10 protein-coding genes are annotated in these 13,006 nt (G+C 68.5%); all 10 read left to right on the top strand.

The window, feature by feature from the left end; genetic code table 11:
- The gene (locus TVNIR_RS09015; RefSeq protein WP_157092236.1) at positions 1–1,053 is read left to right on the top strand and encodes a type II secretion system protein GspL; all 1,053 of its coding nucleotides are present in this window, start codon (positions 1–3) and stop codon (positions 1,051–1,053) included.
- The gene (gene gspM, locus TVNIR_RS09010; RefSeq protein WP_015258704.1) at positions 1,050–1,634 is read left to right on the top strand and encodes a type II secretion system protein GspM; all 585 of its coding nucleotides are present in this window, start codon (positions 1,050–1,052) and stop codon (positions 1,632–1,634) included. Before TVNIR_RS09015 ends, gspM begins: the two co-directional genes overlap by 4 nt.
- Positions 1,631–2,233 (top strand): hypothetical protein, encoded by a 603-nt coding sequence (locus TVNIR_RS09005; protein ID WP_015258703.1) that lies wholly within the window; start codon positions 1,631–1,633, stop codon positions 2,231–2,233. The genes gspM and TVNIR_RS09005 overlap by 4 nt, the downstream gene beginning before the upstream one ends.
- Positions 2,211–4,451 carry a type II secretion system secretin GspD gene (gspD, locus tag TVNIR_RS09000; RefSeq protein WP_157092235.1) on the top strand — a complete coding sequence of 747 codons (2,241 nt, stop codon included), beginning with the start codon at positions 2,211–2,213 and terminating at the stop codon, positions 4,449–4,451. Before TVNIR_RS09005 ends, gspD begins: the two co-directional genes overlap by 23 nt.
- A 77-nt stretch (positions 4,452–4,528) precedes the next feature.
- On the top strand, positions 4,529–6,379 hold the full coding sequence (locus TVNIR_RS08995) for a PIG-L family deacetylase (protein ID WP_169794297.1): 1,851 nt from the start codon (positions 4,529–4,531) through the stop codon (positions 6,377–6,379).
- A gap of 696 nt (positions 6,380–7,075) precedes the next feature.
- Positions 7,076–7,426 carry a hypothetical protein gene (locus TVNIR_RS08990; RefSeq protein ID WP_043739543.1) on the top strand — a complete coding sequence of 117 codons (351 nt, stop codon included), beginning with the start codon at positions 7,076–7,078 and terminating at the stop codon, positions 7,424–7,426.
- A gap of 80 nt (positions 7,427–7,506) precedes the next feature.
- Complete coding sequence (locus tag TVNIR_RS08985) at positions 7,507–8,610, top strand: hypothetical protein (RefSeq protein ID WP_015258699.1); 1,104 nt, start codon at positions 7,507–7,509, stop codon at positions 8,608–8,610.
- Positions 8,611–8,696: 86 nt separating this feature from the next.
- Positions 8,697–10,553 (top strand): sialidase family protein, encoded by a 1,857-nt coding sequence (locus TVNIR_RS08980; protein ID WP_043739542.1) that lies wholly within the window; start codon positions 8,697–8,699, stop codon positions 10,551–10,553.
- Positions 10,554–10,623: 70 nt separating this feature from the next.
- Positions 10,624–11,442, top strand: a complete 819-nt coding sequence (locus tag TVNIR_RS08975) for an ABC transporter permease (RefSeq protein WP_015258697.1) — start codon at positions 10,624–10,626, stop codon at positions 11,440–11,442.
- Positions 11,439–12,779 (top strand): ABC transporter ATP-binding protein, encoded by a 1,341-nt coding sequence (locus tag TVNIR_RS08970; RefSeq protein ID WP_015258696.1) that lies wholly within the window; start codon positions 11,439–11,441, stop codon positions 12,777–12,779. Before TVNIR_RS08975 ends, TVNIR_RS08970 begins: the two co-directional genes overlap by 4 nt.
- Positions 12,780–13,006: the final 227 nt, after the last annotated feature.

Raw genomic sequence — 13,006 nt, 5'->3', positions numbered from 1 at the left:
GTGAACCGGAAATCGGCAGGGGCGGCAGTCGCCGCCTTGTGGCGCTGGTGGTGGGGCGAATTGCGCGCCCTGCTGCCGCGCCGCGTGTTTCCCGAACGCGAAGCGCTGGTGCTCGAGCTCGGCGGCGAACAGGTCGTCGCATCGGTGCGGGCCGCAGGTGGCCGTCGGGAACTGGGCGCTTTCGCGCTCGCCGAGATCGAATCGGCGGGAGCGTTTCCCCGGGAGCTGCGCCAGGAACGCGCACGGCGTGACCTGGAACTGGTGTTGCCGCCCGGCCAGGTGCTCGCGAAGACGCTGGATCTTCCGCTGGCCGTCGAGGAGAACCTCGCCCAGGTAATTGGCTTCGAAATGGACCGGCACACGCCGTTCAAGGTCGATGCGGTCTACCATGCGTTCCGTGTTCTCGAGCGCCGGCCCGCTCAGGGGCGGCTGCGGATCCGGCTGCTGGTGATTCCCCGCCCGCGGCTGGACGCGTGGCTGGACCGGCTGGCCGCGCTCGATCTCCGCCCCGACCGCGTGCTCGCTGCAGGCGAGAAAGCGATCGATCTGCTGCCACGCGGGCCCCGGGCGCAGGGCAGTGCTGCGGCCCGGGCCAATACCTGGCTGGCGCGGGCGGTTGTCGTGCTTCTGGTCGCGGCCGCGCTCGTGCCGCTGGGCTACCTGCGTCAGGTGGTCGTCGTGCTGAACCATGAGGTGTCGCGCTACGAAGGCGTCGCGCGCCAGGTGGAGGAATTGCAGGCGCGCCACGGGGATCTGCGCCAGCAGGCGGAGTTCCTGGTGCAGCGCCGGCTGGCGCGGCCGTATACGGCCGAGGCGCTCGACGAGCTGGCCCGGGTGCTGCCGGACGATACCTGGGTGCAGAGCCTGGAGCTGTCCGGAAACCGTGTCGACATCGGCGGCTTGTCGGAATCGGCGTCGGGGTTGATCGAGCGGATCGAGGCATCGCCGATGTTCGAAAGCGTGTCGTTTTCGGCCCCGGTCACGCGTGACCGCATGGGCGGTGCCGCCGACCAGTTTCGGATTACCGCGCGTATCCGCAGGGCCGACGGATGACGCTGGAAAATCTGCAGCCGCGCGAGCGCCGCGCGCTTGCGCTCGGGATCCTGCTGCTCGTGCTCGTGGCCGTCGGCGTGGGCGTGGTGAAGCCGGTCGTCGACCGGTATCGCCTCTACCACGATGCGGTTGCCGACCTCGGCTTCCGGCTCGAGCGGCTGGCGCAGGTCGCGGCCCAGGGGCCGGCACTCGATGAACGGGTCGCCGATCTGACCGAGACGGTGCGCAGTGCCGGGCTGGCGGTCGAGCGGGAGACGCCGGCCCTTGCCGCCGCCGATCTGCAGCGCCGCCTCGGCGAGGTCGTGGCCGACAAGGGGGGCAACGTGCGCTCGACCCTGGTCATGGCGCCGCAGGAAGAGGAGGGCTTCGTGCGCGTGGCGGTACGGATGCAGATGAGCGGCGACAGCGAGGTGCTGGCCGAGGTGCTCGAGGCGGTGGAATCAGCGCGCCCGCTGATTTTCGTCGACAACGTCCGCATTCAGGGGCGGCGGGGCGTGGTGCGGCGTGGAACGCCCGACCCGGGCGCCGAGCAGGTCGAGGCGCAGTTCGATGCGATGGTCTTCATGCGAGGCGGGGAATGACCGTGCGTGGCGTCCGCGTCCCGCTGGCGCTGGTGGCGCTGCTGCTGCTGGTAGCGCTAGCCGTCGAGGCATGGTTGATGCATCGCTGGTACGAGGAGCGGCGCGACGCACTGCTCGCGACGGTACAGCGGGAGCTTCCGGCGGTGGCGCCTGCCGACCTGGCGCTGCCGGTGCTGCCGGAACTGGCGCCCGCGCTGGAGCTGCGCGACCGTCCGCTGTTCGTGCCCGGGCGCCGGCCGCGTGTCGACGAGGCGGAGGCCGTGCCGGCGCCGTTGGAACGCAGCCCCGAGGCCTGGGTGCTGACCAGCACCGTGATCGCGCCCGAAGGGCGTTTCGCGATCGTGCGCGATCGCGAGAGCGGCCGCAGCTTCGTGCTGCGCGAGGGCGACGCGCGGGGAGACTGGGTGCTGGAAGCGGTCGCGGCCGACCAGGTCGAACTGCGCTCGCAGGCCGGGACCATGATCCTGCCGCTGCGGCCGGAACGGCGGACCGGAGAAGCCGCCCGGCGTATCGGGGATCAGGTGCCGGACGGCAGGCTGGAAGAGATTCCAGGCAATATATTCGAAGAGGACACAAATGGTATCGGGAACGAAGGGTAGAGTGCGTGTGGCCGGGTCGCCCGGGGCAGCGTGGCGGGTTGCTCGGCTGGCGCTGCGTGCCGGGGGGCTCGTCGCGGCCGCGCTGTTCCTGTGGTCCTGCGCGACGCTGGAGCCTGACAGCGGATCCGGCGGACCGCGGACACTGCCGGGTCAGGCGACGCCGCCGCCGGATGCCGCGTTGCCCGGTACACCGGCCGCGCGCCAAGCGCCGGATGCCCCGGGCGGGCTGCGCGCGGATGCGCGCATCGAGGACGAAATTCTCCGGGGTTCCGGCGAGTTCTTCGACGCCGAACGCGCCGCGCGTGCCGTTCGTGCCGAGGAGCCGACCGGAGACGTCTCGCTGAACTTCGAGGCCGCGGACCTGCGCGAGGTGGTCAGCTTCGTGCTGGGCGAACTCCTGGAGCTGAACTACCTGATCGAGGACGGCGTGCAGGGGCAGGTCACGTTGCAGACCACGCGGCCGTTGTCGCGCGACGCGCTGTTGCCGACCCTCGAGCAGATCCTGCGCCTGCGCGGGGTGGTGATCGTTCCGGTCGATGGAGTCCACCAGGTGATGCCGCGCGACCGGGCGCTGCAGGGCACTGTCGCGCCGGGGCTTCGGGCGGGCGACCCCGGTTTCGGCGTGCGTATCGTGCCTCTGGAGTACATCGGTGCCGCCGAGATGTACAAGATCCTGGAACCCTTTCTCACTCCCGGTTCGGCGGTACGCGTGGACCGGAACCGCAATCTGTTGATTCTGGCGGGGACGCGGCGCGAGCTGGCGCAGTGGCTGGAAACCGTCGAGATCTTCGACGTCGATTGGCTGAAGGGGATGTCCGTTGGCCTCTTCACGCTGAAGAATGCCGAGGTGGACGCGGTGGCCGATGCCTTGCAGCGCGTTCTGGCCGATCCGGAGTCTCCGGTGTTCGGGCTGTTCCGCCTGATCCCGGTGCAGCGACTGAACGCATTGCTCGTGATCACCCCGCAGCCGCGTTACCTCGACGAGGCGAAGGAATGGATCACCCGGCTCGACCGCAGCCGCGACGTGCACACGCCGCGGCTGCACGTCTACCGGATGCAGAACGGCAAGGCCGCGGACGTTGCCGAGGTGTTGACGCAGGTCTACACCGGCTCGGGGGTGCCCCGCGCCGAACCGGAGGCCTCGCTGGCGCCGGGCATGACCGCGGTCGAACTCGGCGGCACGCAGGAAGCATCGGCCGAACGGGCCGGCGGCCGGTCGGTTGCCGAGGCGACGGTGATCGATGCCGGGACGGTCTCCGGCACGCTCGACGGCGAGGTCCGCATCATTGCCGACGACCGCAACAACGCGCTGCTGGTGCTCGCGAGTGCGCGCGATTACGAAGTCATCGAGGCGGCGGTCCGCGAGCTGGATATTCCGCCGATGCAGGTGTTGGTCGATGCGACCATCGTCGAAGTGACCCTGTCCGACGAACTGCGATACGGGCTGCAGTGGTTTTTCAAGGACAACCTCGGCAGTGGTTATCGGGGTCGCGGCATATTCGGGTCGAGTGACTCCGCGACGCTTGCGCAGACCTTTCCCGGGTTCAACTACTCGATCGTCGACAGTGCGAGCCAGGTGCGTGCGGTGCTGAGCGCGCTGGCGGAGGACTCGCTCGTCAACGTGCTGTCCTCGCCGTCGGTGATGGTGCTCGACAATCAGACCGCCGTGATCCGGGTCGGCGACCAGGTACCGGTGCGCACGACCGAGACCGCGTCGGTGGTGACCGACAGCCCGGTGATCGTCAGCAACATCCAGTTCCGCGACACCGGCGTGAGCCTCGAGGTCACCCCGCGGGTGAACGCGGGCGGCATGGTGCTGATGGACGTGAAACAGGAGGTCAACGATGTGGCGCGCACCACCACATCGGGCATCGACTCGCCGACGATCCAGCAGCGCCTGATCGAGAGTTCCGTCGCGGTGCAGAGCGGCGAGACCGTGGTACTGGGCGGGCTGATTCGCGACAGCAACAGCCGTACCGAGACGGGGGTTCCGGGTCTGCACCGGATGCCGTTGTTCGGCCCGCTGTTCGGAACGACGCGTACCTCGATGCAGCGCACCGAACTGCTCGTTCTGATCACGCCGCAGGTCGCGCGCGACGTGACCGAGACGCGCGTGGTCACCGAGGAGTTCCGGCGCCGGATGGAGGGGCTCGGTGACTGGGCTTCGCAGCCTGCGCAGGCGCCCGTTGAACCGGCGGCCGGAGTGAACGCAGAATGAACTGCGGGAGCCACCCCGCGGCAGCCCGCTAGGGCGGATCCGGGAGGGACGGGGCCGGTGCCGGGGAAGGGATGCTGATGGAAGAACGGCACGTACCCTACGAGTGTGTGCAGGCACTGGGTCGCGGCCCAGCGGTGGTGCTCGCTCCGCATCCCGACGACGAGGTCTTCGGCTGCGGCGGGGCGATCCTGCGCCACGTCGATGCGGGCGATCCCGTGCGCGTGATCGTCGTCACCGACGGGGCGGCGGAAGCCCCGCCTGACAGCGGCAGTGCCGTCGACTACGCCCGCGAGCGCCAGCGCGAGAGCCGGGCGGCGGGCCGGTTGCTGGGGTATGGGGATCCGGAGTTCTGGGGGCTCCCGGACCGCGGCGTCCGTTATGGCGAGTGGCTGGTGCAGCGCGTGGTCGATACGCTGCGCGGGTCCGGCACGCGCCTGCTCTATGCGCCCTCGGTGCTCGAGATGCACCCGGACCACCGGGCGCTTGGCATGGTGGCGGCGGAGGCGGTGCGCCGCGTCGGCGGCGAACTGCGGCTCGCGATGTACGAAGTGGGGGTTCCGCTGCGGCCGAACCGGCTGCTCGACGTGACCGATCTACTGCCGCGCAAGCGCGCGGCCATGGCGGTGTTCGCCAGCCAGATACGCCAGCGCGACTACCAGGGGCATGTCGAGGCGCTGAACCGGTTCCGGTCGTATACCCTCGGTCCCGAGGTCGAGGCCGCCGAGGCGTACTGCGTGGCCACCGCGGCCGAGATCGCCAAGGACCCGATGGCGCTCTACGCGAGCGCGGCGCGCTGGGCCGCGGAACGCGGCCTGCCGCTCGACGAACAGACCCAGCCGTTGGTATCGGTCGTGGTGCGCAGCATGGGGCGTGCGGCGTTGCAGGAAGCGCTCGATTCGCTGGCGCTGCAGACCTATCCCCGGGTCGAGGTCGTCGTGGTCGACGCGCTCGGGCGCGGGCATCCGCCGTTGCCCGAATGGTGCGGTCGCTTCCCGCTGCGCTCGGTGGCGGCCGGCGTGCCGCTGTCGCGCAGCCGGGCCGCCAATCGGGGGCTGGACGCGGCCAACGGAACGTTCATCGCGTTTCTCGACGACGACGACCTGCTCGATCCCGACCACCTGGCCGGGCTGGTCGGGCATCTGCAGAACCATCCCTCGCTGCGCGCCGCGTACGCGGGCGTGCGCGTCGTCGACCGGGGGCCGGAGGGGCAGGGCGGGATCGTGCGGGTGATGCACGAGCCGTTCAATGCCCACCGGCTGGCGTACGAGAACTTCATCCCGATCCACGCGGTGGTATTCCATCGCGACCTGCTGGCCGCCGGATGCCGGTTCGACGAGGATCTGGACGTCTACGAGGACTGGGATTTCTGGCTGCAGGCCGCGTGCCATACGCCGTTCGCCCGTGTCGACCGCCTCTCCGCGACCTACCGCAGCGGCGGCGGTTCCGGCGTCGGGCTGGTGCACGCGCGGTCGGCCGATGCATCGGCACATCGCCAGCGCCTGTACGCGAAATGGCGCGCGCGTTGGGACGCGTCGGCGCTGGACGCGATCTTCGGCGAATACCGCCGCGTGCGCCAGGAATCGCTCGAGCGCGAGCAGGCACGGCAGCGCCTCGCGGAGGAAACGGCGCGTCAGCGCCACGCGCTGGAGGCGCAGCAGCGGCTGCACCAGGCGCTGGCCGAGCAGCATCGGGACCTGCAGGACCGTAGTGCCGGGATGCAAGAACAGCATCGCCAGGAGATCGACCGCCTGCGGCAGCAGCATCGCCAGGAGATCGATGCCGTTGCGGAGCAGCATCGGCAAGCGGCCGCGCGCCTCCAGCAGCTGGAACAGGCGCACTCCCGGCGCCTGGTCGTGCGGGTGTATCGCCTCCTGCGCCGCGGGCGGCAGCGGCTCGGGCGCGTCCGGTCGCCGGGCGGGCGCCGGTGAGCCGCCGCAGTGCTTCACCGGCGCCCATCCGATGGCGCCTGGGCGCGCCCCGTCGCCGGATCGATCAGCGCCCTGGGCGACCCCCGGCGCTGCGCGAATCGCCCGCGCCAGCGACATCCGGCGCTGCAGCCACTGCCGGAGCCCCGTGGCCGTGCGCGTTTCCTGGCCGCGCCAAACGTCGGAGTCTTCGGTCTCGCGCTCCACCGGGATACGACTCGACCGCTCGGTCCTCGAAATACTGCGTTGTGCCCGCTCGCCGGTAGAAAAAAATCGTCGACCCGCGGGGTGCAGCCCTTGCGCCGCGGTTGCCGTCAGTCTACATTAGCTTTTAGGGAATCGGTTCAACATCCCCGATGCGCAGGCGGGCAGGAGCGTACGTCATGGAAGCTTTCGGACCGGGTTATCGACTTGCAGCCCCCCCCCCGCCCCACGGCAGCGACTTCACAGCGATACCACGCCCGCGCGCCCGCGCGGTGGGGTTAACGCGTGCGGGATAAGCGGCGCGTCTCCGGGCGGGGCGCGCTCCGATGACATCTACGGGGCTGGAGATCCCGGGTTGCACGCCTTGACAGTTGGGCCGCCGGCCGCGTAGTCTTGCGCCAGGTGTTGGTTTTGCGCACCGGGTGTTGTAAATGGGCGTCATCTGGGTGGGCGCCTTTTGTGGAAACGAACAGGGCAATAAGGAGAAGCGATCAGATGAAGACGGCATTGAAACTTGTCGCCGCGGGAGCCGCGGTGGGCATGCTGTTCGGGGCTGGGCCCGTCCAGTCGAACAGCGATGGTAAAGATGGTAAATATGACAACTGCTGGTTTGTGGCTGAACGAGCGGGGATCAGCGAAAGTCGTGCAAAGCACATCTGCGGCAAAGTTCCCAGTGGCTATAAGGTTCCGTATGTAGAAATGTGCGCCTTGGCCAGCGATGACGCGATCGTCCTCTCCTCGGAATGGGAGGACCACTCGATTGCCGGCGTTCCGGTGCCTAAGAACCTCCACGAAGGGTGGGTGATGGGCACCTGCGACGTGGTTCAAAAGGACAACAGCGATTAGTGATGCGACTGGGCCGAGATCGATGTCGGTCAGTAACCATGTTAGATATACCAGCTAAAGATCAATAAGGAGCCTCAACGATGAAAAAGAAAGTCCTGTCTCTCGCTCTGGGTGCGGCGCTTGCGCTGGGTGCGACCCAGGCCCAGTCCGACGAACTGCTGTTCCCGTATTTCAAGACCGGGGCGGGCAGCTTCTCGTTCCTCTCGCTGCAGTCGTCGCTCGGTGGCTTTATCAAGCGGACCGTCATTGACGGCGCAGCCCCTCCGGCTGCGTGGTCTTCCGGGAACATCCCCGGTGTCGGGATCAATAGCCCCGATTTCCAGGCGAACCGGCTGCACTACGTGTGGCAGTACGAGGATCCGGTCAACGGCACCTGCTGGCACAACGACGCGTCCGGCAGCATGTCCGACTTCGACCTGATCCAGCAGACCGTGAACGACCCGTCCTTCAGCGGGCTCGACATCGCAGGCCTGACCGGTGATGCATCGTTCCCGGCCTATCTGTTGATGGATCAGACCGAGGGCTTCCTGATCGTTGCCAACGACGATCCCGAGGCGGCCATGTGGGGTCAGATCATCATCGTCGACGCCGCGGACGGTTTCGTGACCGCGTACAAGGGCATCAATGACATCGCGAACGGCGGCGCGCTGTCCGGCGGCCAGGCGATCGGCAACTTCAACACGCTGGGCCTGACCACGCATCTGACGCACATGTACAGCTGGTACCCGACCGGCCCGGTGGATACCGAGTGGTTCGTGCTGGTCACCGGCACCAACATGGCACGGCTGCCGAACTGGGACGGCGAGGTGCTGATCCAGCCGCTGTTCGGCGGTGTCTGGAACCGCGACGAGGTGTTCAACTCGGGTGCCCGGACCAAGCGCGTGACTTGCTACGACACGATCACGCGGGACGACTTCCTGACCGCTCCGGGGCAGAACCACACGCAGAGCGGCGGGATGTACTGGGCGTTCAACGATCCGCGTCTGAACGAGAATCTCTTTGGAACTCCTTTCAATGCGGGTGATAGCTGCATCGGTGCCGGTATTTTGCCTGGAACCGACGTCGCTGGTGTTGCGGAATGCCGTGCCACGGGCACGCTCGTGACCAAGTTCGAAAGCACGAATGCGATGGGCGTTCCGATGAAGACGATGAGCGAGGAGAACCCCTGGCCGAACATCCGCTGATCGAGGCGCGGATCGCGTGACGGGGCGGGCCTGCGGGCCCGCCCTTTTTTTCGGAAGGATCGGTAGGTTTTGCGAGGTACGATTTGATGCGTTGGTATTGGATGGTGTTGGCGCCGGCCCTGCTGCTGGGTCCCGGCGTGTCGGCAGCGGCCGAAGACGGGACTGCGGGGGATGCCGGGGCCGAGTCGAAGGCAGAAGCGTCGGTGGGCGACGCATTGCCGCGTCCGCGGCCGGCGATCGCTGCGCCGGGCGGGCGCGTGCCCGAGCAGGCGGCTGGGGTCGCGATGGCGGACGGCAGTCCGCGACTGTTGTTTCTGAACCCAGAGGGCCGCGTCGTCTACCGCGGCCGCGGCGCCGACACCGTGGTCGACGATGACGATGAGGTCGAGAAACCGGGCGGCGGGTATTTCCAGGTGCACTCGCGCCCCGAGGGGCTGTTCCTGCTCTGGTGGCAGAAATTGGACGACGCCGGCAAGCACCTGTACCTGCGCCGGGTACTCGAAGACGAAGCGGAGGGCACGCCGGTGCTCGGCGAACCCGTGAAGGTGAACGCCTCGAACGGCGTGCTGCCGCCGCCGCAGCTGGCCAGCGACGGCACAGGGCGCGTCGCGGTCGTCTACCACGACGAGCGCGTGGCGCGCTACCGGGTGTTCGTGACTATCTCGCGCGACGGCGGCGAGACCTGGCCGGAGCAGGATGTACTGCTCGACCGCGCCGAGGGGCGGGCGCCGGTCGCCTTCGAACCGTTTGTCACGGTTTCGGGTGAGCGGCTGGTCGTGACCTGGCGCGAGTTGGTCGGCGGTCAGCAGGAGGAAGGGACGCGTTTCATGGTGCGCGTATCCGACGCAGACTGGGAGGAATGGAGCGAGCCGCGCGAACTGGCGCGTTTCGATCAGGGATTTTTCACCGGTGACGTGCTGGTCGACGCCGACGGCACGCCGGTGATCCTGGGCTACCATCAGTGGGAGCGCCCGGGCTTGTACGGCTTTCGCTCGCCCGATGGCGGTACCACCTGGGAGGATATCCCGCCGCTTCCGGGCACCGAGGAACTGGACGAGGTCAGCCAGACCGTCGCCGCGGTGCACGACGGCGTGGTGCATGTGCTGTTCACCTGGCGGCCCGAAGGGCGCAACGAGTTCAACCGCCCGTTCGGCTACCGGATCGGCGCCGGCCGGCTCGATGCCCGGGAAGGTGTGTGGCTGGGCGAACTCGAGCGTCTCGACGTCGGCAAGGATCCGGATCTGACGCGCTCGTGGAACCCGGCGTTGGCGGTGACGCCTGAGGGTACCCTGGTCGCGGCCTGGGAGGATTACCGCGAGGTGCGCGCGAACATCTACCTCAGCCGCTCGGTCGACGGCGGCGAGAGCTGGAGCCCGGCTGCGGCGGTCGAGGCGGCAGGCGATGGGCCGCGCAGGTTTCCCGCATTGCACGCCGAAGAGAACGCGGTGACGCTGTTCTACGAGCAGTTCGAGGGCCATCGCGAAGCCCGGCGCGCGTTCCAGATGGTGCCGCTCGGCGACGATGGCTGGGCGGTCGATGCGCTCGCGGCCGCAGCGGTCGGCGAGGGCGAGGCCACGCGCGAACGGCTGATGGAGCGCGTCGCCGAGTTCTGGAAGCTGCGGGTCGAGGGCGACCACGCAGCGGTGTACGATTACTTCGACCCGGCGTACCGGGCGATCGTCAATCGTCAGGGTTATACGTCGGCGCAAGCGCAGCTGCAGTTTCTCGAGCAGGAAGTCGTCGGCGGCGATGTCCATGGCCGCTTCGGGGCGACCGTGACCCAAGTCAAGATTGCGGTTCCCGAAACCATCGTCGAGGGCGAGGCCTTCGAGATGGAGCCGCGCGAGGATCACGTGCCGCAGGAATGGGTCTGGATCGACGGCGACTGGCACGTGGTGTTCGGCGGCGGCGGCCGCGGCGGCCGTTCGCTCCTGAAGTACTGATGCACGCAAGAGCCGGAGGTGCGGCGGGGGGTGATCTTCCCGCCGCGCCGGCGAACGGCGGGGTCAGCAAATGCGTGCGCTGACGTTTGCGCCGCGCTACCTGCGCCGTACCGTCGACGGAATCGGCGGGCCGGCGGCCGCGCTGTGGCGCGAGCGCGATTTGCTCGGCCTGCTGTTCCGGCGCGACCTGCGGATCCGGACCTCGGGGACGCTGCTCGGCGGCGTGTGGATGTTCGCACAGCCGGCGCTGCAGGTCGTGGCGTACTGGTTCCTGCTGGAACTCGTGCTCGGCGTGCGCTTTCCGGGCGCGGTGCCGTTCGTCGACTATTTTCTCGTGGGCATCGTCGCTTGGCTGATGATCGCGGATGTCCTGAACCGTTCGCTCGCGGTGCTCGGCGAGTTCGCGCCGCTGTACGCCCGCGCGGTGTTTCCGTTGCCGATTCTGCCGCTGCTGCCGGCACTGGTTTCCGGTGCGGTGTACGCGGTCGCGTACACCGCGGTGATCGCGGTGGTGAAGGGGCCGGGGGCGGCATTGCTGGCGCCCGGCGTGATCCTGGTGCTGCTGCTGTGGCTGGTGCCGCTGTGTTATCTGCTCGCGCTGGTCGGCGTGTTCCTGCGCGATCTGGCGCAGGTGTTTCCGTTCCTGATCACGATGACGTTCTTCCTGACCCCGATCCTGTATATGCCCGAGATGCTGCCCGAGGCGATGCAGGCGGCGATGGTGTTCAATCCGTTCGCCGATCTGATGGCGCTGGTGCACGGGGTGTTGCAGGGCACCGAAGTAACGCTCGGCAACGTATTGCGCCCGCTGGCGCTTTGGCTGTTGCTGCTGGGGCCGGCCTGGGTATTGTTTCACCGGGCGGTTCCGCATGTGCGGGAGGCGTTGTGACCGCGATCCGGCTGCGCGGCGCGGGGCGTTCGTACGCACTCTATGAACGGCCATTGGATCGGCTGCTCGAGGTGGTGACGCAGCGCCCCCGGCATCGGGAGGTGGCGGCGTTGCGGCCGGTCGACCTGGACGTGTCTCCGGGCCAGGTGCTGGGGCTGGTCGGCAACAACGGCGCCGGCAAGAGCACCTTGCTGAAGCTGGTCGCGGGCACGCTGACGCCGAGCTCGGGTACGGTCGAGGTGAACGGCACCGTCGGCGCGCTGCTCGAGCTCGGCGGCGGGTTCCATCCCGAGATGAGCGGCCGTGACAATGTGTTCCTGAAAGGCGCGATCATGGGCGTGGGGCGCGACGCGATGCGCGAGCGCTACGCCGAGATCACCGAGTTTGCCGGGCTCGGCAAGTTCATTGACCAGCCGGTCAAGACGTACTCGTCCGGAATGTTCATGCGCCTGGCGTTCGCGGTCGCGACCTGTATCGAGCCCGACGTGCTGCTGATCGACGAGGCGCTCTCGGTGGGCGACGGCGCGTTCGCGCGCAAGTCCTTCGACCGGATCATGCAGTTCAAGAACGGCGGTCGCACGATCGTGTTCTGCTCCCATTCGCTGTATCAGGTGGAGGCGATCTGCGACCGCGTGATCTGGCTCGACCAGGGCCGCCTGGTGCGCGATGGCGAGCCTGCGGCAGTGATCGCGGCGTATAGCAGTTTCATGAATACCGATGCGCTGACGGCGACGGCCGACGTGGCTGCGGAAGTGTCGCAGAACGCGGGCGCGAACGATGCAGCGGACGCGCACGCGGACGCGGCGGCCGATGCAGCGCCGGCGCAGGAGGTCGCCGAAGCGTCGCAGCAAAGGGAATTCTCGGCGGTGGCACCGGTCGGGATCGCAGCGGGAGGCGCGCGGCTGCAGTCGGTGACCGTGCGCGTCGACGGGAATGCCGGCCGGCGCGTTGCGGTGCGGTCGGGTCATTCGGAAGTCTGCGTCGAGGTCGATTTCGTTTCGGATCCCGCGATTCCGCCCCCGTCGGTGGCGGCGGCGGTCACCCAGATGGACGGCCGGATCGTCTGCAGCGCCGGCACCCACAACGACGGAGTCGTGCTGGAACGCGACGCCGAAGGTCGGTCGTGGGTGCGGCTGTGCTTTCCCCGGATTCCGATCCTGAAGGGAACCTACGGGGTGAATGTCTACCTGCTTTGCGAACGCGGGATCCATTGCTACGAGCGGGCGATCATGGTCGCCGAGCTGAACGTGACGCAGGCGGGGCTGGAACAGGGCGTGGTGTCGCTGCCGCATCGCTGGGAGGCCCTGGAGGAGCGGATCCTGGCGAGTGTGGGCTGATGGGCGAACGCCACGGATGCGCCGGCTGGCCCGAGGCGTTGCAGGAATGGCTGCCGGAGCACGGTGCGGTGCGCGTGCTGCAGCGCGCCGGGCTGCCCGTGGTGCCTGCGCAACTCCCTCGACTCGAAGAGGCCGAGCAGGTGCTGGAGCCTGCGCCGGCGCAGGGGGGCTGGCTCCCGGTGGATGCCGACCCGCCCGCGCCAGCGGAGCCGTTGGCCGCGGTGGTG

It is taken from the genome of Thioalkalivibrio nitratireducens DSM 14787, assembly GCF_000321415.2.
Classification (GTDB): Bacteria; Pseudomonadota; Gammaproteobacteria; order Ectothiorhodospirales; family Ectothiorhodospiraceae; genus Thioalkalivibrio; species Thioalkalivibrio nitratireducens.
This window is presented reverse-complemented; position numbering and strand designations above follow the sequence as displayed.

Bases quoted from the DNA above. Each gene is read 5' to 3' on its own strand.
- TVNIR_RS08980 (WP_043739542.1), top strand. From the start codon at position 8,697: ATGCGTTGGTATTGGATGGTGTTGGCGCCGGCCCTGCTGCTGGGTCCC.
- TVNIR_RS09005 (WP_015258703.1), top strand. From the start codon at position 1,631: ATGACCGTGCGTGGCGTCCGCGTCCCGCTGGCGCTGGTGGCGCTGCTG.
- TVNIR_RS08990 (WP_043739543.1), top strand. From the start codon at position 7,076: ATGAAGACGGCATTGAAACTTGTCGCCGCGGGAGCCGCGGTGGGCATG.
- gspM (WP_015258704.1), top strand. From the start codon at position 1,050: ATGACGCTGGAAAATCTGCAGCCGCGCGAGCGCCGCGCGCTTGCGCTC.
- TVNIR_RS08975 (WP_015258697.1), top strand. From the start codon at position 10,624: ATGCGTGCGCTGACGTTTGCGCCGCGCTACCTGCGCCGTACCGTCGAC.
- TVNIR_RS08995 (WP_169794297.1), top strand. From the start codon at position 4,529: ATGGAAGAACGGCACGTACCCTACGAGTGTGTGCAGGCACTGGGTCGC.
- TVNIR_RS08985 (WP_015258699.1), top strand. From the start codon at position 7,507: ATGAAAAAGAAAGTCCTGTCTCTCGCTCTGGGTGCGGCGCTTGCGCTG.
- gspD (WP_157092235.1), top strand. From the start codon at position 2,211: ATGGTATCGGGAACGAAGGGTAGAGTGCGTGTGGCCGGGTCGCCCGGG.